The 20,886-nt window shown below is 48.1% G+C and carries 21 protein-coding genes; 1 reads left to right on the plus strand and 20 read right to left on the minus strand.

Annotation, left to right across the window (positions count from 1 at the left end; all coding sequences use genetic code 11):
- Positions 1-10 precede the first annotated feature (10 nt).
- From AC6I2O_RS16125 to AC6I2O_RS16190, 14 genes are all read right to left on the minus strand, one after another.
- Positions 11-1,339, minus strand: coding sequence for a sensor histidine kinase (locus AC6I2O_RS16125; RefSeq protein ID WP_120392844.1), 1,329 nt, complete (start codon positions 1,337-1,339; stop codon positions 11-13).
- Positions 1,340-1,343: 4 nt separating this feature from the next.
- A complete protein-coding gene (locus tag AC6I2O_RS16130) occupies positions 1,344-2,021 on the minus strand; it encodes a response regulator transcription factor (protein WP_120392845.1) in 678 nt (225 codons plus the stop codon).
- 18 nt (positions 2,022-2,039) lie between these two features.
- Complete coding sequence (locus AC6I2O_RS16135) at positions 2,040-3,824, minus strand: Na/Pi cotransporter family protein (protein ID WP_497743276.1); 1,785 nt, start codon at positions 3,822-3,824, stop codon at positions 2,040-2,042.
- A 275-nt stretch (positions 3,825-4,099) separates the two neighbouring features.
- Positions 4,100-4,972: a protease modulator HflC gene (hflC, locus tag AC6I2O_RS16140; protein WP_497743277.1), complete on the minus strand. Its 873-nt coding sequence runs from the start codon at positions 4,970-4,972 to the stop codon at positions 4,100-4,102.
- Positions 4,973-4,990: 18 nt separating this feature from the next.
- On the minus strand, positions 4,991-6,034 hold the full coding sequence (gene hflK / locus AC6I2O_RS16145; protein WP_120392848.1) for an FtsH protease activity modulator HflK: 1,044 nt from the start codon (positions 6,032-6,034) through the stop codon (positions 4,991-4,993).
- A 145-nt stretch (positions 6,035-6,179) separates the two neighbouring features.
- A complete protein-coding gene (locus AC6I2O_RS16150) occupies positions 6,180-7,070 on the minus strand; it encodes a homocysteine S-methyltransferase family protein (RefSeq protein WP_120392849.1) in 891 nt (296 codons plus the stop codon).
- 22 nt (positions 7,071-7,092) lie between these two features.
- Positions 7,093-7,875, minus strand: a complete 783-nt coding sequence (locus AC6I2O_RS16155) for a 4'-phosphopantetheinyl transferase family protein (protein WP_497743278.1) — start codon at positions 7,873-7,875, stop codon at positions 7,093-7,095.
- An 88-nt stretch (positions 7,876-7,963) separates the two neighbouring features.
- Entirely contained in the window at positions 7,964-8,620 is a 657-nt protein-coding gene (gene sigK / locus AC6I2O_RS16160) for an RNA polymerase sporulation sigma factor SigK (protein ID WP_120392851.1), read from the minus strand.
- An 87-nt stretch (positions 8,621-8,707) separates the two neighbouring features.
- The gene (locus AC6I2O_RS16165) at positions 8,708-9,406 is read right to left on the minus strand and encodes an ABC transporter ATP-binding protein (RefSeq protein ID WP_120392852.1); all 699 of its coding nucleotides are present in this window, start codon (positions 9,404-9,406) and stop codon (positions 8,708-8,710) included.
- Positions 9,399-10,244 carry an ABC transporter ATP-binding protein gene (locus AC6I2O_RS16170; RefSeq protein ID WP_120392853.1) on the minus strand — a complete coding sequence of 282 codons (846 nt, stop codon included), beginning with the start codon at positions 10,242-10,244 and terminating at the stop codon, positions 9,399-9,401. Before AC6I2O_RS16170 ends, AC6I2O_RS16165 begins: the two co-directional genes overlap by 8 nt.
- Positions 10,241-11,311, minus strand: a complete 1,071-nt coding sequence (locus AC6I2O_RS16175) for a branched-chain amino acid ABC transporter permease (RefSeq protein WP_120392854.1) — start codon at positions 11,309-11,311, stop codon at positions 10,241-10,243. The genes AC6I2O_RS16170 and AC6I2O_RS16175 overlap by 4 nt, the downstream gene beginning before the upstream one ends.
- A 14-nt stretch (positions 11,312-11,325) precedes the next feature.
- Positions 11,326-12,210, minus strand: coding sequence for a branched-chain amino acid ABC transporter permease (locus tag AC6I2O_RS16180; RefSeq protein WP_120392945.1), 885 nt, complete (start codon positions 12,208-12,210; stop codon positions 11,326-11,328).
- 205 nt (positions 12,211-12,415) lie between these two features.
- Positions 12,416-13,576 carry an ABC transporter substrate-binding protein gene (locus AC6I2O_RS16185; protein WP_497743279.1) on the minus strand — a complete coding sequence of 387 codons (1,161 nt, stop codon included), beginning with the start codon at positions 13,574-13,576 and terminating at the stop codon, positions 12,416-12,418.
- A gap of 211 nt (positions 13,577-13,787) precedes the next feature.
- Positions 13,788-15,035: a peptidase U32 family protein gene (locus AC6I2O_RS16190; RefSeq protein WP_120392856.1), complete on the minus strand. Its 1,248-nt coding sequence runs from the start codon at positions 15,033-15,035 to the stop codon at positions 13,788-13,790.
- A gap of 371 nt (positions 15,036-15,406) precedes the next feature.
- Between AC6I2O_RS16190 and AC6I2O_RS16195 the strand changes: the two genes are divergently transcribed.
- On the plus strand, positions 15,407-16,741 hold the full coding sequence (locus AC6I2O_RS16195) for an IS110 family RNA-guided transposase (protein WP_120393879.1): 1,335 nt from the start codon (positions 15,407-15,409) through the stop codon (positions 16,739-16,741).
- Positions 16,742-17,010: 269 nt separating this feature from the next.
- Here the strand turns inward: AC6I2O_RS16195 and AC6I2O_RS16200 are convergent, their stop codons facing one another.
- The 6 genes from AC6I2O_RS16200 to AC6I2O_RS16225 form a co-directional block, all read right to left on the minus strand.
- A complete protein-coding gene (locus tag AC6I2O_RS16200; RefSeq protein ID WP_120392857.1) occupies positions 17,011-17,706 on the minus strand; it encodes an O-methyltransferase in 696 nt (231 codons plus the stop codon).
- Positions 17,703-18,044 (minus strand): YlbF/YmcA family competence regulator, encoded by a 342-nt coding sequence (locus tag AC6I2O_RS16205; RefSeq protein WP_120392858.1) that lies wholly within the window; start codon positions 18,042-18,044, stop codon positions 17,703-17,705. Before AC6I2O_RS16205 ends, AC6I2O_RS16200 begins: the two co-directional genes overlap by 4 nt.
- A 20-nt stretch (positions 18,045-18,064) precedes the next feature.
- Positions 18,065-19,756 carry a ribonuclease J gene (locus AC6I2O_RS16210; protein ID WP_120392859.1) on the minus strand — a complete coding sequence of 564 codons (1,692 nt, stop codon included), beginning with the start codon at positions 19,754-19,756 and terminating at the stop codon, positions 18,065-18,067.
- A gap of 122 nt (positions 19,757-19,878) precedes the next feature.
- Positions 19,879-20,142, minus strand: a complete 264-nt coding sequence (locus AC6I2O_RS16215; protein ID WP_120392860.1) for a DUF1292 domain-containing protein — start codon at positions 20,140-20,142, stop codon at positions 19,879-19,881.
- On the minus strand, positions 20,135-20,569 hold the full coding sequence (gene ruvX, locus AC6I2O_RS16220) for a Holliday junction resolvase RuvX (RefSeq protein ID WP_120392946.1): 435 nt from the start codon (positions 20,567-20,569) through the stop codon (positions 20,135-20,137). Before ruvX ends, AC6I2O_RS16215 begins: the two co-directional genes overlap by 8 nt.
- The gene (locus AC6I2O_RS16225; protein WP_120392861.1) at positions 20,569-20,844 is read right to left on the minus strand and encodes an IreB family regulatory phosphoprotein; all 276 of its coding nucleotides are present in this window, start codon (positions 20,842-20,844) and stop codon (positions 20,569-20,571) included. The genes ruvX and AC6I2O_RS16225 overlap by 1 nt, the downstream gene beginning before the upstream one ends.
- Between the last annotated feature and the right edge of the window lie 42 nt (positions 20,845-20,886).

Genomic DNA, 20,886 nt, shown 5'->3' on the forward strand with positions numbered 1-20,886 from the left:
TAAGATTCATTTAAAATATAACCGTCATCTCTGTTCCTTCTCCCGGCACACTCTCCATCCTTAATTCTGCCCCATGCTGCGCTACAATATGCTTCACAATTGCAAGTCCCAGCCCGGTTCCTCCAGTTTTTTTCGAACGACTTTTATCGACCCTGTAAAAACGCTCGAAAACACGCTCCTGACTCTCCTTTGGTATGCCGATTCCGGAATCCTTCACCGACAGCAACGCCTTGCCATCCCTTTGTCCCACCGTAACCGCAACGCTGCCGCCCAGCTTGTTATAGCGGATTGCATTGTCACAAAGATTAAACAAAAGCTCTTCTATCATTTCTTTATTAGCATAAATCCTGCACGGACCTCCGTTGCAAAAAATACGTACTCCATGCTGACCGGCTTCCAGCTGCAGCATCTCCACGCAGGCAGCGGCACTGTCATACAAATCCATTTCCGCAAAGGAAATATCCGCATGCCCGCCATCCAGCTCTGACAGCCGGATAATATCGTTAATCAGGGTTAACAGCCTTCTTGCACTCCTCGAAATCTCTCCTGCAAATCGCCTGACTTCTTTTTCTCCTGCAATTCCCGTCTCGATCAGCTCTGCATATCCGCATACCGCTGTCAGCGGTGTTTTCAACTCATGAGAAACATTCGCCGTAAATTCCTGCCGGAGCTTTGCTCCTTTTATAATATCTCTGTGTTGCTCCCGGATTGTCTCAATCAATGGCCTCAACTCTTCATACGTATCAATTGTTTCTTCTTCCCCCATATTTTCTTCATCAATATGCTCCGCCAGCTTCTCAATCGGACGCATAAGGCTTTCGGTCATATAATGCGATAAAATCAGACAGACCATCAGCATTAATACGCCAATTCCGGTAATTCCGAACATCGTACGCTGAAACATACCCCAAATACTGTCCGCCTCTTTGCTGATGCGCAGAACATCTCCGTTTTCCAGACGAATCGCAAAATAATACATATCACGGTCAAGTGTGTCTGAATGGCGCACTACATGACCCTCTCCACTTTTTTCTGCCTCCTGAATCTCCGGGCGGTCCCTGTGATTGCTCATAGCGTCGGAACCCTTCTGACTGTCATAAACAACCGTGCCTGCCGCATCAACCGCAGTGACCCGAAGCTCCTGCTGTGGTCTGGTGTATCTTTCCGATAATTCTTCACCGGAAGAAACCATACCTGCCAGTGCTTCTCCATACATGCGCATGTCCTTTACGATCTGTTCCTGATACATATGGTTAAAAATCATGACCGCCATCAGCAATGTGGCGGTCAGTGTCAGAAATACTGTAAAAAGCAGGTACCGATTGATTTTTCTCTTCATCTTTCTATTTCTCCTCTATCAGCATATAACCGACATTTCGTATCGTTTTGATCATGCTGCCCGCTGCGCCAAGTTTCTGCCGCAGCGTTTTGATATGCATATCAAGCGTGCGCGATTCCCCTTCAAAATCAGTTCCCCAGACCCGCTCCAGAATCATATCCCTTGTACATACAATTCCCGCATGAACCAGCAGCACCCGCAAAAGCTCATATTCCTTATACGTCAGCTCACACAAAGTACCGTCCACAAATACGGCTCTCTGCTCCTGATCCATCAACACTGGCCCGAAATACAACCGTTGCTCTTCCATGCCGCTGCTTCTGCGCAGCAGCGCTTTTACCCGCGAAATTAGCTCCATCACACCGAACGGCTTTGTAATATAATCGTCGGCTCCCAGGTCAAGCCCTTTCACTTTATCCAGTTCCGTTGTTTTTGCAGTTGCCATGATGACCGGGACTCTGCGTGTCTTCGCATGTGCCCGGAGCTTTTCTACCACAACCAGCCCATCCTCATCCGGCAACATCACATCCAAAAGCACAAGAGCCGGGAGCCTTTCCTGCACTTTTGCAAAAAAATCAGCCGCACAGCCAAATCCCATCACCTCATATCCTGCGTTTTTCAGCGCGAACATTTCTATTTCCCGGATATTTTCATCATCCTCAACAATGTAAATCAACGCCATAAAACTCCTCTCCCAGACCTATGCCCATTCCTCCGGCAAGGCATAACGCTCCTTATATTTCTGAAACCGCGCCCTGAACTGATGATTATCCGCCTCTTTCAACGAATGCAGATATGCATGACGTCCGAACGCATTTTCATTCGCCTGTATCAGACACACTGCTATATTCGAACAGTGATCCGCAATTCTTTTATAACTCGTGGTCAAATCAGAAAGTATAAACCCAAGCTCAATCGTACATTTTCCGCTGCGCAGCCTTTCCACGTGCCGGCTTTTCACCTCGTCTCCGATATCGTCAATGACTTCTTCCAGAGGTTCGACATTCTGCGCCAGATCAATATTTTCCGTTTTCATGGCCTCCATGGAGATCTGCACAACTTCTTTTACCGCCTGTGAAAATACACCCAGTTCCTGAACTGCTGCCTCAGAAAAAGCCAGCTTCTTTTCATGAATTTCACGTGCTGCCCTTGTAATACTTACTGCATGATCTGTGATTCGCTCCAAATCTCCGATGCTGTGCAAAAGCACCGACAGCGTATGGCTGTCCTTTGTCTGCATCTCATTCCCAGCCACACGCACGAGATATGTGCCAAGTCTGTCCTCATACTGATCGACGAGCGTTTCCCATTCCATCACCTGATCTGCCGCTTCCTCTGAAAAATCACGAAGCTGTGTAATCGCCGTATCAAGCGTCTCCACTGTCATCTCAGCCATCTGCGCGCATACCTTTCGGCACTGTGCCATGGCAAGCGCCGGATTTTCAAGGAATCTGTCATCCAGAATTCTCAGGCCCTCCAGCATTCTTTCACTTCTGCCCGCTTCCTGCTTTTTATCCCGAACAGTAAACATTGCAAGTTTGACCAAAAGCTCATGAAATGGCAGCCACAAAAGTGTAGCCAGTATATTAAAGATCGTATGCACTGCCGCAATGCCTGCCGCGTTGGCCGCCGTATCGAGAAAACCAAACTGAATACGGGCATTTACGGCATAAAAAACTGACATAAAAACGATCGTACCGAGCAGATTAAAATATAAATGAACAAAAGCGGTCCGCTTTGCGTTCTTTTTTGCACCGATTGCAGAAATGAGAGCCGTCACACACGTTCCGATATTCTGTCCCATAATGATAGGAAGCGCTGCCCCAAAGGTGACTGCTCCGCTTGCACACAGGGCCTGCAAAATGCCGACCGAAGCCGAAGAACTCTGAATTACCGCGGTAAGCAATGCCCCTGCCGTCATACCAAGCACCGGATTCTCAAACACCAAAAAGAGACGGGTAAATTCCGGAACCCCTGCAAGCGGCTTCACTGCCCCGCTCATTGTCTCCATCCCGGTCATCAGCACTGCAAAACCGATCAAAATCGTCCCGACATCCTTTCGTTTTTCCCGTCTGGAAAACAACAGCAGACAGACTCCGACAAGTGCCAGAATCGGTGAAAAGGAAGATGGTTTCATCATCCTGATCAAAAAACTGTCGCCCTCCAGCCCGGAAAGACTCAGAATCCAGGAAGTAATCGTTGTACCGATGTTCGCCCCCATGATAATTCCAACCGCTCTTTGCAGCGTCATAATTCCCGAATTTACAAAACCGACTACCATAACCGTAGTAGCTGAGGATGACTGAATTACCGCTGTAACTGCTGCTCCGAGCAAAACTCCCCGCGTCGTGCTTGAGGTCAGTCTCTCTAAAATCTTTTCCAGCCGTCCACCAGACACCTTGGAAAGCCCGTCCCCCATCACATGCATCCCATAAAGAAACAGCGCCAATCCCCCCGCCATTGTAAATACACTGAAAATATCCATATTTTTCCTCCGTAACCTTTTAAACCTTTCTGTCTATCCTGCGCGAAACAAGGCCGATTATACATATATCGCGTAAAATTCAAAACCGTCTTATGTAAAATCAAGGTAAAATTTTCAGTGTAAGCAGGTAGCGTGCGAGACTGCTATCGTATCCATATAAAAAAACAAAACAAACCCGGAAAGAAAGGCAAAAATGAGGTTCCGAAACAAAAATCCACCCCTAATTTTGCCTGACCTCCCCGGGCTCTGACTCTGTAAAAAGTTCTATCTTTTGCTTATTGCGCGTCGTACCCTTCAAAAATCTTCGCAATCGGAGAATCCGAAGACAGGATTACGGTCTTTTCCTGCCCGGTCATGGAAACGCGCAGAGCATCAAGACTGCGGACAAACGAATAGAACTCTGTTTTTTCCTCCGTGTCATATGCTTCTGAAAGAATCCGCATATACTCTGCCTCTCCTTCTGCCACAAGAATTTCCGCCTGCTTTTTCGCCTCTGAAATACTGATGGCAACTTCCTTGTCCGTGGAATTGCGAATCACCTGAGCTTCTGAATTTCCTTCCGCCGTGTAAGTGGCCGCTATATTGTCGCGTTCAGATATCATACGCTCATAGACTGCCTCCTTGTTATCATCTGGAAGATCGAGCTGCTTCGTCTCAAACAGCATAAGCTCAATACCATACTGGTCCATATTATCGTCAATCTTATCCATGACAAGCGCGGAAAGCTCTCCGTCACGGCTCGTAATTACCTCGTCCTGATTCATGCTGCTGATCGCATTTTTCAAAGCATTATACACGGCTGTGTTAATACGGCTCTCTGCATTCATCACGGAACCGTTGAGCGTCTGCGCAAACTTCATCGGCTCTGAAATCCGCCAAAGCACATAGCTGTCTGTAATCATTGTTTTTTTGTCCCGCGTGATGACCTCAGAAGGTACTAAATCGTACAAAAGCGTCTGTTTCGGAAACGTATCCACGGTCTGCACAAACGGAAGCTTCAGTGAAACTCCCGGCTGATCAACCACCTTGCTGATTCGTCCGAACTGACGTATCAGTGTATATTCATTTTCTGCCGTTACAACCACACTGGAGCCGAGAAGCACCAGCAACAGAACAACCGCCACAGCTGCCGCTATTTTTTTCTTCATTGCCCTCTCCTCCTTCCATTATTCCTCCACAGACTGTTCTTTCTGAGAACCGCCCACTCCGGATGATGCATCCTTGCCTCCGCTCTGCTTCGCCTGACCAGAGCTTCCGCTGGCACTCCCGTTCTCAAGGTTTCCCATAAAGGAATCCAGCGGCAACACTTTCTGCACACCGCCTCCGTCGTCAATGATCACCTTCAAATCCGGAAGAATATCTTCCATGGCCTCAAAAAACATCCGCTGCTTTGTCACAACCGGATTTTTTTCGTATTCTTCATACATTGCTTTGAAACGGGCCACCTGCGCCTCGGCCTCGTTGATCCGCATCTGCTTCTGCGCCTCGGCATCCTTAACAATCTCGTCTGCCTCAGCCTTTGCTGCCGGAAGCTTTTCGTTCTGGTATTTATTTGCGTTGTTCAGTGCCGTTTCTTTTCCTTGTTTTGCTGTCTCCACTGCCTTAAACGCTTTCATAATTTCCTGCGTCGGTGGCTCTGAGTCCTGAATGGAAATGTTCACCAAGGACAGACCAATCTCATGCTTTTCCAGCTTTTCCAGAATCATTTCCTTGATATTCGCCTGAATTTCTGCCTTGCCCGTAGTCAGAACGCTGTCCACGTCATATCTTCCAATAACGGTACGAATGCTGCTCTGCGCAATATTTCTCAGAATACGCTCCGGGTCTCCTGACGCATAAAGGTATTTTACCGGGTCAGAAATACGATATTCCACAAAAAAATCGACATCAATAAAATTGTAGTCTGAAGTGATCATGATTGCCTCATCGGCCACCGTCTCATTGGAATTGATCTCATAACCAATCGGGAATCCCTGAATCGTCGTATTCACCTTATGTACCTGCTGAATCACCGGTATTTTAAAATGAAGCCCTTTCTCAGAAACAGTCTCAGCTGACCCGAGTGTCACAATCACCGCTTCCTCCTGCTCTTCAATCTGATACCACATGCCGTTCCCGAGCAGCAGTACTGCCAGCAAAACAGCCACGGCAATCCCGCCATACTGCAAACGCCTCAATAGCTTTGCTTTGTCATTTCTTCCGTTGTCCATTTACGCCCTCCTTAATTGTCGCACATTTTTCCAAAAATCCGTTTATAATCGTATCATTCGCGGATTCCTGCGCTCTTTTTATGGAAAATTAGCATTATCATACACCAAACAATACGGATTGTAAATACGTCTTTCCATGTATGTCCTATTTCAAACCACAATTTTTCCCAAGCGCCTGCGCCAGCAGGGCAATATACTCCGGTGTCGTCCCGCAGCAGCCTCCCACTAGGCCCGCCCCGCACTCTGTCAGCCGTTTCATCGACGCGGCAAAATGCTCCGGCGGCATGTTATAATGCGCGTTTCCCAGTTCGTCAATCTCCGGCATCCCGGCATTGGGCTTTGCGATCACAGGCACTTTCGCTACTCGTTTCATAGATGAAACGACAGCCTCCAGCTGGTCCGGCCCGACCGAACAGTTCAGCCCCACAGCCACTGCCCCCATCTCCTGCAATGTCTCCACCATTTCCACCGCATCGCCGCCATACATCGCGCTGCCATCCGCCTGCAACGTCAGCGTACACATGACCGGAAGGTCACAGACAGACTGCGCTGCATCCAGTACAACCAGTGTTTCCTCCACATCCAGCATCGTTTCCGCCACCAGCAGATCTGCTCCGCTTGCAGCGAGAATCTCAATCTGTTCCTGATAGACATGGTACAGATCCTGATAAGAAATTTCGCCGCGCGGTTCCAGCATTTTTCCAGTTGTCGTGACATCTCCCGCCACGTATGCCCGACCATTTGCAGCTTCACGACTCAGAGCCAGAAGTTCCCGGTTCAGCTCTGCGATCCGTTCCTGCAATCCGTGCATGGAAAGGCTGATACGGTTCGCCGAAAAAGTCGGTGCATAAATAATCTGACTTCCTGCTGCCACGTATGCCTGCTGCAATTCCTTTACAATTTCCGGATGTTCCAGCGCCCAAAGCTCTGCGCAGACGCCCACCGGCATCCCCGCCTTTCGAAAATTTGAGCCTGTAGCTCCGTCCAGTAAAACAATCCCCTGCTCTGTCAGTTCCCTGAATTCCTGTTTTGTCATACTTGTCTCCCTTTCTGTTCTGTCATCCCAAAAGTTCCGTCTCTTTTATATCATAAGGCCCGTCTGCCGGTATTTCCTCACAGCAGACAGCCAGTGTATACATTTCCTTATTTTGCAGCCAAAGTCTGCAGCTTCTCGGCACACTGCTGTTTTTCACACCAGTTCTTTCGCAAATCCCTGGCCGGCCGGCTGTCCCACCCTGTCCTCCGCCATGACCTGGCTGCTCTGCTTCATCCGGTACCCACGCCCCCGCCATACGGCTCTCACCAGGACGCAATACGAGCGGAAGACAGCCCCTCAGATCAATCCGTTGCATCCCATATGCCAATCCTCTGCCGTCCCATTTGACACAGCTTTCTTTCAGCGACCACAAAAAATGGAGCTGCGTCGCACGCTCCTTTGCATCCAGACTTTGAAAAACCGCCCATTCTCCGGATGTACATATCCTCCGCGCCAGATTCTCCCGGTAAAGAAACTTCCCCTCAATATCAATTCCCGTCTCATGCGCTCCGACCATGCAGGCGCAGGCCGTATCACAATGACTGATATTAAAACGGATATCCGGCCGCAGGGTACTTTCCGGTTTTCCGTCCGCCCCAATCGTCAAGCCGAGGTCCGTCAACGAACACCCATATTCTTTTCGAATTGCAAAATCAAGCAACAATCTGGCCAGAATTCTCTGCCTCAGCTTTGCGCGCTGTCTTTCGCTGCCGCATTTCTTCTGAAACGACAGCAGGAGCGCTTCTGCGCGCTCCTGTAATCTCCGGTCGTCTGCCTGGCCGTCATATTCACAGACATAGATCATATGTTTCTCCGATTTCTGCTTACAGATTTCCTCACAGTATAGCAAACCTTGCCCCATAGTGTCAACTGCGCCACAAAACCATATGCGTTCAGATACCGACGGCTTTTGGTCTTTCTGTCAGGTCCTCCTCAAACGCATCCTTCAGTTTTTCTAATGCACGTTTTTCCAGCCTTGAGACGTAAGAACGGCTGATTCCAAGGCTCGTTGCAATTTCCCGCTGTGTTTTTTCCTCCATACCGCATAACCCATATCGCTCACAGATGATAAGTAACTCCCGCTCATTCAGCACCTTGCAGATACAACTTCTTAACTGGCTTATGTTTCTTTGCGTTTCCAGATTTTCCAGTATATCCACCGGCTCGCTTTCCAGCACATCCATCAGCCGCAGCTCCCGTCCCTCCTGGTCAACACCGATCTTTTCATACATCGATACCTCCCGTGTCAGTTTTTTCCGGGAACGCAGCATCATAAGCAGCTCATTTTCAATACATCTCGCCGCATAAGTGGCAAGCTTATTATTCTTCCCGCTGTCAAAAGTCATGACTGCTTTAATAAGCCCGATAATCCCTATCGAAATTAAATCATCTGTATCATGCTCCGGCGCCTGATATTTTTTTGCAATATGCGCTACCAGCCTTAGATTGTGCTCGATCAGCAGATTCCTAGCTGCCGTATCCCCTTCTTTATACTTCTCCAGATAATACTTTTCTTCCTCAGGAGAAAGCGGCTTCTTAAATGTTTTCAAAAAAAGCACCTCTAAGCGGTTTTATTTTATCTTATGTTTACTCACCGCCAAAAGTGCTTTTCCATATTTTTACATTAATTTTCTATTTTACTTGCCCAAGTATGCCGCACGTACCTGCTCATTCACCAGAAGCTCTTTTCCGCTTCCGGTCAACGTGATATTGCCTGTCTCCATCACGTAACCGATATCTGCCGTGCGCAGCGCCATATTTGCATTCTGCTCAATCAGCAAAATCGTCACGCCCTGTTTGTTGATCTCTTTGATAATCTCAAAAATCCCCTGTACAATCAGCGGCGCCAGCCCGAGCGACGGTTCATCCATCATAATCAGCTTCGGACGGCTCATCAGCGCTCTGGCCACAGCCAGCATCTGCTGCTCGCCTCCGGAAAGCGTACCCCCGGCCTGCCAGTGGCGTTCCTTCAGGCGTGGAAACAGATCATATACCCAGTTCAGGTCCTCTGTCAGATTATCCTTACGCATGTAAGCGCCGATTTTCAGATTCTCCAGAACAGTCAGATCTGGAAAAATCTTTCGTCCTTCCGGAACGAGCGTGATTCCCTTTGCCACAATATCATTCGTGTCTCTTCCCGTGATGTCCTCACCCAGAAATTCAATCTTTCCGTTTGACGGCTTTACGAGAGAAACGATGGAGCGCAGCGTTGTGGATTTTCCGGCGCCATTTGCGCCGATCAGTGTGACGATGCTCTTTTCCGGCACCTCAAAACTGATTCCTTTTACAGCCTCGATTCCGCCATAATTTACTTTCAGATCATTTACTTTAAGCATCTTCTTCACTCACCCCCAAATAAGCCTCGATGACATGCGGATTGTTCTGTACCTCTTCCGGCGTTCCCTTTGCCAGTAGCTTGCCGAAATCCAGTACGTACACACGGTCTGAAATCTGCATGACAAGATCCATATGATGTTCGATAATAAAAATAGTCAACTGATATTCGTCACGAATCTGACGGATAAAATCAGCAAGCTCCTGCGTCTCCTGCGGATTCATACCAGCTGCCGGCTCATCCAGCAAAAGCAGCTTCGGCTGTGTCGCAAGCGCCCTCGCGATCTCCAGACGGCGCTGAAGTCCATACGGCAATGACCCGGCTATCTCATCCTTTAAATGTGCCAGATTCTGCATTTCCAGAAGCTCCATCGTCTCTTTGCGCATCCTTGCTTCCTCCGCATAATTCAGGCGGAAGGTCGCTGTGAGCAGATTCTGCTTTGCACGCATATGCTTTGCAATCAGTACATTGTCGAATACCGTCATTGTGGAAAACAGACGGATATTCTGGAAGGTCCGCGCAATTCCCGCTTTCGTGATCAGGTCCGGCGTGGGCACAAGACGCTTTTTGTATGTTCCGGCATTCTCGCCTTTGTACATCTTTTTCATTTTTCCGCGCGGATGGCTCTCCAGCAATTGCTTTCCATAGAAAGAAACAGAACCGTTTGTCGGCTCATACACGCCGGTAATACAGTTAAAAGCAGTCGTTTTGCCGGCGCCGTTCGGTCCGATCAGTGCAACGATTTCTCCCTCATTCACCTCAAGAGACAAATTGTCAACCGCTACCACACCGCCAAACTGCATCGTAATATCATTTACCCGGAGGACATTGTTGCTCATAACTTAACCTCCTTTTTTCTGCCAAACCTTTTTTTGAAAAACTTACAGATTCCATCTACCGAAAACTCACGGCTTCCCATAATGCCTTTTCGTGCAAACAGGACGATTGCCATGATAATAACAGAAAATACAACCTTTCGGAAACCGGCACGCAAAAACGGGACCTTGAAATCTCCGATTTTCGTTTCCACATCCAGGAAACGCAGCCACCACTCCGAGCATGCGATAAACAGAAACGATGCGATGCAGCTTCCCGTCACACTTCCGAGTCCTCCGATCACGACAATCAGAAGAATCTCATACGTCATAGCTGATTTAAAAGTCTGTGACTGAATGGAGGACTGATACATGGCCAGAAGGCCGCCGCCCACTCCTGCAAAAAACGAAGAGATACAAAACGCCATTCGTTTATGCTTTGCAAGGTTAATGCCCATAGCCTCTGCCGCGATCTCATCATCGCGGATGGCCTTGAACGCCCGTCCGTACGAAGAATGAATCACGAGTACCATCACTGCGATACAGACACCGCAGACCAGAAACGGGAACGTCACGGATGTAAAGCTCGGATATTTCCGGAGCATATTAGAACCGTTCGTGATTGGTCCCAGCACATCCCACTGGAAAAATGCGCGAATGATCTCTGCAAAACCAAGTGTTGCAATCGCCAGATAATCACTCTTCAGCCGCAGCACCGGAAGGCCGATCAGCCAGGCAAAGGCTGCTGCCAGAATGCCGGAAGCCAGAAGGCCCGCAAACACCGGCACGGAAAACTGAATCACGCCGCCATGAAAATACTGATACACAGACGCGCGTGCATCCACGGGTATCGTCAGAACCGCATACGCATAGGCGCCGATCAGCATAAAACCGGCCTGTCCCAGAGAGAACAATCCTGTAAAACCATTCAGAAGATTCATGGAAACTGCCACCAGAGAGTAAATACATCCCTTTTTCAGTACCGTGAGCGCAATGTGCGTCGCCGGAAGCCTCTGCTCCAGAATCATAATCACCGCAAGCAGCGCCAGAAGAAGCAGCGCTGAGATTATTATATTTTTCTTTTTTCCCATAACAGCCACCTCTCTTACACTTTATCTGTTGCCTTTTCGCCAAACAGACCAGTCGGCTTGACGATGAGGATAACGATCAGAAGCGCAAACGTGAATGCGTCTGAAAACGTTGTCCATCCAAGGCCTTTGATGATATTTTCACAGATACCGATAATAAATGCGCCGATCACAGCGCCCGGAATCGAGCCGATTCCGCCGAATACCGCAGCGACAAAAGCTTTCAGCCCCGGCATTGCTCCGGAAGTAGGAACAACGGATGCATAATTTGTAAAATACAAAAGCGAACCGACTGCTGCCAGAAAAGAACCGATCACAAAGGTCATACTGATGATATTGTCTACCTTAATTCCCATCAGACGGCTCGTCTCAAAGTCATTTGCCACAGAGCGCATCGCCATACCGATTTTCGTGTGATTGATCAGCTGCATCAGTGCAAACACCAGAACAATCGTCAACACCGGCGTCACAACAGTAACAATTTTTGTAGTTGCCGGACCGATCTTGATCGTGTTGGAAATGATCGGAATCGCCGGATAAGTCTGTGCAAGACCACCTGTTATGTAAAGTGCCAGATTCTGAAGCAGATAAGATACTCCGATCGCTGAAATCATAACAGACATACGCGGCGCATTGCGCAGTGGTTTATAGGCTACACGTTCCACCACCAGGCCGAGAACTACCGTCGCAACCAGCGTCAGCGGAATGGAAAGATACAGCGGCATGATTGTAGAGGAATACACCAGAACCAGCGCTGCCACCGTAAAAATATCACCGTGAGCAAAATTGATGAGCCTGAGAATGCCGTAAACCATCGTATAACCGATGGCAATCAGGGCATACTGGCCGCCCACAGAAATTCCGGCCAAAAGATATGGCAGGTTTTTGCTGATAAAATCCATAACAAAAAAGCTCCCTTCTCTTCGGAACAGAAAAATATTCTGCATTGTCCCAAATTTTCATAAAAATAAACTCAAGAAAAAGGCTGCCGCAGGATGCTTATGAGAAAACTGTTTCTTTGCCTGCCATCCATGATATCCGGACAGCAGACCGGAACAAAGCTTCCCAGCGCCTCCTGCGGCACCCCTTACTCATTCTGCTTTTAAATTAGTTAACGCCCTGTTCTGCCACGAAATCCCACTGAGCAGTCTCGGTATTTGCTACCTTAACGTATGCGGTATCACGGATTGCATCGCCGTTTACATCGTCAAATGCGATTGCACCGGTAACGCCTGTGCAGGTAGTGCTCGGAAGAGCCTCTGTCACTGCTGCCGGGTCCGTAGAGCCAGCATTCTTGAGTGCCTCAAGTGCTGTAAAGTATGCATCATATCCCATTGCCGTAACTGCCGCAACGGTGTCGTTTCCGCCGTTGTTTGCCAGGTTGGTGCTGTCTGCATTGATCCACTCTTTGATGCCGCTATCAAACTCCTCGTTTCCACCTTCCTGATAGAATGTGGTTACATATACCTGAATATTTTTGCCTTCTGCTGCGCTCAGGATAACGTTAGAATCCCATGTATCGCCTGCCAGAAGCGGCATTTCAGCACCCTGGGAAGCTGCCGTATCAATAATGAGCTGAGCTGCCTCTGTGGAAGTCGGAGCAAAAATAACATCTGCGCCTTCGTTGATGGCTGTCGTAATATAAGAAGTAAAGTCAGCATTTCCTTCCGGGAAGGTGTCCTGAATTACTTCACCGCCAAGACTCTGAAATGCCTCTGAGAAGTAGAAACCAAGACCTGCTGAATAATCATCACCAAGTTTTGTCAGAACGTATGCTTTCTTTGCCTCAAAATTGTCTGCTGCAAAGTTTGCAAGTACGGTACCCTGGAACGGGTCCAGGAAGCAGATACGGAAATAGTGATCGTTTCCTTCTGTTACCTGCGGATTGGTACAGGTAACGCCGATTGCCGGAACGCCTGCCTGCTCAAATGTCGGAGCTGCTGCGATCGCTGCGCCGGAACCATATGTACCAAGAACTACGGATACGCCCTCGCTCACAAGCTGGGAAGCTGCTGTCGGAGCTTTCTCAGCAGAGGATTCATTGTCTACTACTACCAGCTCCACATTATACTCTGTTCCGCCAATCTCAACGGTCGGAGCCACACTGTTTGCATACTGAATACCAAGCGTCTCCTGCTTGCCGCCTGCACCGTTATCTCCGGATGCCGGCTCAAAAACACCGATCTTCACTGTCTCTGCCGCCGAAACGCTCATCGTACCTGCAAAACACATTGCCGCGCATACTGCTAATGCAACCATTTTCTTCATAACAACTACCTCCTGTTTTCGATTTCTCTTTTTTGAATTCGAAGGCTTTATCCTTGTAAAGTCTCAAACACATATTTTATTCTAGTCCGGTTTTGTCCGTATTGCAAGGACTTTTGTTCGCTGTACGTACAAAAAACAATTTTCCGCATCAGGCGGACATTTGTCCGATTGTTCTTTCACTCGTGCACATTTATTTTTTCACGTGTGCTTTTTATTTCTCGCTTTTCCCGGTCTCCTCTTCTTTTCGCCGCAGAATATCATACACATCTGCCAAACCTTCCAGATCAACCCAAAGCTTCTGTTTCGGATGCGGAGCGCTTTCCATCTGATTTCCCTCTTCATCAAAAATTGCCGCAACGCGCACCAGAACATCTCTGCCATCCGGCTTCATAATCTCAATCTCTTCGCCGACTGAAAATTTATTGCGTTGCTCAATCAGATAGCAACCGTCCGCTCTTTGCTCGCCTATAATTCCGAGGTACGTATACTCTTTCACATACGTATTGCTGTCATAAATCTGCGACTCGTCCCCTGGTTTTCCATAAAAAAATCCGGTCGTAAACTGGCGGTACGTACAGTTCGAAATCTGCTCCTGATACCATGCCATGTTTGCTGCATACTGTTTTGGGTCCCTCTGGTAGTCATCCAGCGCTTTCCGATACGTCCGGGCCACGGTTGCCACATAGAGGGCCGTTTTCATACGCCCTTCTATTTTCAAACTGTCAATCCCGGCTTCCACAATATCCGGAATATGTTCAATCATACACAGGTCCTTGGAGTTGAAAATAAAGGTTCCCCGCTCATTCTCCTCCACCGGCAGATACTCTCCGGGCCTTGTCTCCTCCATAACCGCATATTTCCATCTGCAAGGATGCGTACACGCGCCCTGATTCGCATCTCTTCCCGTAAAATAATTGCTGAGCAGGCACCGCCCGGAATAGGAAATGCACATCGCCCCATGTATAAAGCTTTCAATCTCCATCTCCGGCGGTATATTTGCACGGATTTCCTGTATCTCAGCAAGTGAGAGTTCCCGCGCAGAAACTACCCGCTTCGCCCCAAGCTCCCACCAGAAACGGTAGGTTGCATAGTTCGTGTTATTTGCCTGCGTGCTGATGTGGCGTTCGATCTCCGGGCACACTTCTTTTGCAATCATGAAAACACCGGGATCTGCAATAATCAGCCCATCCGGCCCGATCATTTTTAATTCCTCAAAATACTGCCGTACTCCATTCAAATCCTCATTGTGAGCCAGAATATTGGCCGTCACATATACCTTTACCCCGTATTCATGCGCAAAGGCAATCCCCTCCCGCATTTCCTCCATCGAAAAATTCTTCGCCTTTGCACGAAGGCCAAAAGCCTCCCCGCCGATATACACGGCATCCGCGCCAAAAATCACGGCTGTTTTCAACACCTCCAGGCTGCTTGCCGGGATCAATAATTCCGGATGTCTCACGTCTTTTCCTCCTAGTATAATAATGATATAGCTACAAGAGCTATAGAGTTAATAAGTTACAAGGTCATATCTGATGAATAACAGAAGGAGAATTCCCTCTCCATCAGAAGTTATAAACATTTACCGTGTCTGAGGTTTCCTTAATGCACCAGACAAAATATAGAGGTATAATCACCGAGGCAGGATCATTGACGTTTCCTCCTTGGGAACCAGCAGAGCCTCTGCTGGCGAAACCTTAAGATAAGTCTGTCAGTCCATTCGGTGGTGATTTATGTTTTGGCTGGTTGGGAGGCCTCAGGCTATACCTGTATAAGCCGCTAGGTTGTGTATCCGCCTTTTGGAATTGGATGCCTGCCGGAAAGGATAAAAACATGCAATACCAAAAAGTACTTAAGATGCTTGAAAACACTCCCTATCTCTCAGTCGGGCTTGATGTCGGGGCAGACTTCACCTGGATGTCCATCATGCTCCCTAATAGCACGCTTACCGGGAAACCTTTCAAGATCGTTCATTCCGATCCCCAGTCCCGGGAGCTTGCCGTCACAAAAATAAAGGAAGCACAAAAGGCGTATTCTCTTGAAAGCCGCTGCTTCCTTGAGTCCACCGGGATCTACCACATCCCGCTCCTGTGCTTCCTTCGCGATAAGGGTTTTGACTGCTCGGTCATTAATCCTATCATTACTAAGAATAGCACAAACATGAACGTAAGAAAACTGCATAATGATAAATTTGATTCTAAAAAAGCTGCCAAAGTAGGGCTGGATGCTTCCCTGAAGACTTCCGTCATTCCGGATGATGAGGTCATTGACCTGCGCAACCTGGTACGGGACTATTATTACTTCAAGGACCTGCAGTCCGCTGTCATCCTGAAGCTCACGGCGGAACTGAAAGTATCTTTCCCCGCATACCGAAAGGTGTTCAGTAAGGTCACCACCCAGACTTCTTTAAAACTTCTGGATGCGTATCCCCTTGCACAGGAGCTTCTCGCCGCACCAAAGGAGACGGTGGTGGAAATGATCCGTTCCACAGCACGCTTCGGGGAAAAGTACGCCCTGGCAAAATATGACGCCCTGCATGACGCCGCAGAGGATGCAGCTGTTTTCGGGCGTGCCCTTCAAAGCAACGCCCTCCGGATCCGGCTATATATAAAACTCTACCGGGAATACCAGGAGCATCTGGACAGCATGCTCGAAGAACTGCATAAAGCTGTCGAAAGGCTGGAAGGAACGCCGGTCCGTGGCCGTATCTCCCTCCTCCAGACCCTGCCGGGTGTCGGTTTCCTGAGTGCGGTCGTCCTGATCGCGGAAATGGGCTCCTTTGACCTGTTTTCCTCACCCAAAAAACTTTATGCTTACTTTGGGATGGATCCCGGTGTAAATGATTCCGGCAAGTTCCACGGGGACAGGGTCCATATGTCCAAGCGGGGCTCCAGCCTTGCCAGGCGTATCCTGCATATGGCCGCCATCAACAACCTGAAAGTAGATAAAGCAGCAAATGCGCCCGTGAACCCTGTCATTTATGACTATTACATCCGCAAATGTGCCGGCAAGAAAAAGATCGTTGCCGTTGGGGCTGTCATGCACAAAATCTGTAACACCATTTTTGCCATGCTCCGGGATAATAAGCCTTTTGAACTCATTACACCAGAGGAACACTGCAAACGGTACGCAGCAGAACACTCAGGAACTATGAACGCCGCTGCATGATAGAAGTCGGAATCAACTTTAAAAAATCCCATAACAATTGGGTTTATTAAAGTTACCCTTTTTTAGATCAACTGCTCGAAAAAAAATTTTTAAACATTTTTCAATTTACCTATTGACATTTCTTAGCTGGACTTTTGTATACCTGAAAATTATTTCTAACCTATACGCAAGTACGCCCCGGCATACTGCTGCGAGGCGCACATATTTTCTGCATAATTCTTATCATTTTCGGTTCCGTTTCTGTCTGTCGTTCCTGCTTCTTTGACCGTTTATCTTTCTTTCCCCTGGCACTGCGCTTCGCATTGTCTCCATTCGATCGTCTCACTTTGTTTGACAGTGACAGCCGCCCCGTCCCCTACTGGAACAATTGAAGTCAGCAGTCCATCCGTGTGCTTCAATACATAAAGATATTCCCGCATTCTCTTGTAAATCGTGCGGTTCCGGCGTTCCACTGCGTAATGCGATTCAATGATATCGCCGTCCTGCAATACATTGTCTGAGACCAGAATCCCTCCGGTGCGAAGCAGCCGCAGTGCTTCCGGCAGAAAATGGATATACTGGCCCTTTGCCGCATCCATAAAAATCATATCATAAGGGCCATCCAGGGTACGCATAATTTCCAGCGCATCTCCCTCCAAAAGCGTAATCCGACGCTCCATACCGGATGCCGCAAAATTATCCCTGGCCTGTGGAATCCGCTTTTCATACTTTTCAATTGTTGTAATATGACAGTTTGCATCTGTATTTTCTGCCATTAAGATTGCCGAAAATCCCACTGCTGTTCCGACCTCGAGAATCTTGTCAGGCCTATGCATGGCCAGCAGGACACGAAGAAAACTCTGCATGTCCTTTCGGATAATCGGAACCTCATGTGCCAGCGCATCCCGCTCCAATGCATCGAGAAACGCTCCATTCCCTGCATCGAGCGATGCAATGTATGCTGCCATCCGCTCCTGGACGATCATATGACCTCCTGCTCATCGAGATCCACTGCTCCGGCAACATCCGCCATAATTCGCTGTAAGATCCGACATACTCTCAATTCTGATTCCAGAAATTCATGTACAAGTGCATTCTTCCGGAATTCCTCATAGTCCCTGCACAGACGTTCCTGCTCCCCATACATATCGAGAGGCTCCTGTGCATTCTGCACCGCAAAAACATGCCGCCGGAAATCATTGATCTCCTGGCGCAGACCGGGTTCCATGCGAACAGCATCGCGCACCTGGCAGAACCGGACGTATTCTTTGCTCTCCTGTATGGCCTGAATCAGCGCCTCCGTACATTTTTCTATCGTTTCCATAAATTTAACCCGCTTATGTTTTATTCCACTTCCATAATAATCGGCAGAATCATCGGGCGCCGTTTTGTGCGTTTCCACAGAAAATCTCCCAGAGAATCCCGGATGGTATTCTTAATCTTGGACCAGTCTGTCACATGATGGCTGTTACAATATGACATTGCGTCTTCGACAATGTTGCGCGCTTCATCCATCAGATCTTCTGCTTCTCGTACATACACAAAACCTCTTGATACAATATCCGGCCCGGCCAGAATCTGACCTGTATAGCGTTCCAGTGTAAGCACCGCAATCACGATGCCATCCTCAGCCAGATGCTGTCTGTCACGCAGCACGATATTCCCGACGTCTCCGACTCCGAGACCATCTACAAGAATGGTTCCTGTCTGTACATGACCGGCTACCCGCGCCTTCTCGCTGTTCATCTCCAGCACATCTCCCGGTTTCAGCAGATAAATATGATCTTTTGCTATACCAAGGCTCTCTGCGATCTGCGCCTGTGCTTTCATATGGCGGTACTCACCGTGAACCGGAACCGAATACTTTGGACGCACCAGAGAATACATCAGCTTAATTTCCTCCTGGCACGCATGGCCTGAGGTATGCGCATTCTGGAAGATAACATTTGCGCCTTTCATGGACAGCTCATTGATTACCTTTGAGACTGCTTTCTCATTGCCCGGAATCGGGTTAGAACTGAAAATAACCGTATCTCCCGGCTTAATTGATACCTTTTTATGCATATTCGCAGCCATCCGGGAAAGCGCTGCCATGGATTCTCCCTGGCTGCCTGTCGTAATCAGCACCATCTGCTCATCCGGATAATTTTTCATCTGTTCCAGCTCGATCAGTGTATTTTCCGGAATGTTCAGATACCCCAGTTCGGAGGCAGTCTGGATAATATTCACCATGCTGCGGCCTTCCACAACCACTTTTCGCCCGTACTTGTAAGCCGAATTAATAATCTGCTGTACACGGTCCACGTTCGATGCAAAAGTTGCAATAATAATCCGTGTATTGTGATGCTCTGAAAACAGATTGTCAAATACGTGGCCGATGGTGCGTTCCGATGCCGTAAACCCTGGCCGTTCTGCATTCGTACTGTCACACATAAGCGCAAGCACGCCCTTTTTTCCGATCTCCGCAAAGCGCTGCAAATCAATCGCATCTCCAAACACGGGGGTATAATCTACTTTAAAATCGCCCGTATGCACCACAATCCCCGCCGGTGAATAAATAGCCAGCGCTACTGCATCCGCAATACTGTGATTTGTTTTGATAAATTCAATGCGAAATTCCCCGAGATTGATCGACTGTCCGGGCTTTACCACCTTTCGTTTTGTTGTGCGCATCAGGTTGTGTTCTGTCAACTTGCGCTCAATCAGGCCCATAGTCAGTTTCGTCGCGTATAATGGCACGCTGAGTTCTTTCAGGATATAGGGCAGCGCTCCGATATGGTCTTCATGACCGTGCGTAAAGACAATTCCCTTTACCCGGTCTATATTTTCTTTTAAATATGTGACATCCGGAATCACCAGATCAATTCCCAGCATATCGTCCTCCGGGAAAGCAAGTCCGCAGTCTACAACTACAATACTGTTGTTGTATTCAAATGCCGTCATATTCATTCCGATCAGTCCAAGTCCGCCGATCGGTATAATTTTCAGATTTTCATTTTTTTCCTTTTTTTCATTTTTATTCCGTTCTTTTCTCAATCTGCACCTCCATGCTCATTAAATATTATATTATTTCCCACGAGAACAGCGGAATACCTATGTATTCCGTTCTCCAAGTTTTCTGTATGATTTTTCTGTTTAAATTTTTTCTCTTTATCTTCTCAGAGCTCAATATCCACGTCCTCTAAAAGCTCTGCAAAAATTTTCGATACTGCTTCCAGTTCGCCGTCATCTTCTACAAAGGTATAGCACGCCTCTGCTTCTCCGTCCTTTGACAGATCCTTCAGAATGTATGCATCTGCCTCCTCATCCTCTGTCTCTGTCACCAGAAGATACGATACGCCGCCAATTCTGGTTTCTTCCACCACAAAGAACCCGACCGTTTTGTCTTCTCCGACCGGGCAAAACTCTATTTTTTTATTCATCTTTTTCCCTTCCGTGGCTGTCGAGATATCCTTGCAGAATATACACAGCCGCAATCATATCGACGTATTCTTTTCGATTCTCACGCCGGACACCGCCTTCCATCAATGCGCGGTTCGCGGCCACTGTCGTCAGCCGCTCATCCCACATCGTCACTGTAAGGCCTGTCCGCCGTTCCAGCATCTCTTTAAATGCCAGCGTTTTTTCTGCCCGTTCTCCGATTGTATTGTTCATATTTTTCGGAAATCCAAGTACAAGAGAAGTCACTTCGTACTCCCGGATCAACTCCTCAATCCGGGCTAGTGTCCTGCGCAGCTTGTTTTCCGATTCCCGGCGGATGATTTCAATTCCCTGTGCCGTAAGTCCCAGCGGATCGCTGATCGCAACCCCTACGGTCTTGGAACCGAAATCAAGCCCCATAATGCGGATCATTCCGCCTCCTGCTGCCAAGATTTATGCTTGATGTATTCTCTTAAAAGCTCCTCTACCAGCTCATCGCGTTCTACTTTCATAATCATGCTGCGTGCATTTTTGTGGTTCGTAATGTACGTAGGGTCCCCCGACATAATATAACCTACAATCTGATTCACCGGATTGTAGCCCTTTTCTGTCATTGCGTTGTATACAATATCAAGTACCGTCTTCACGCGTACTTCAGGGTCTGCGCTGAAGTTAAAATACTGTGTGTTATTAATATCTGCCATCTTTCCACGTCCTTATTCGCTTCTGTATCTTCATCAATTAAT

The organism is Blautia sp. St.27G3, assembly GCF_059728505.1.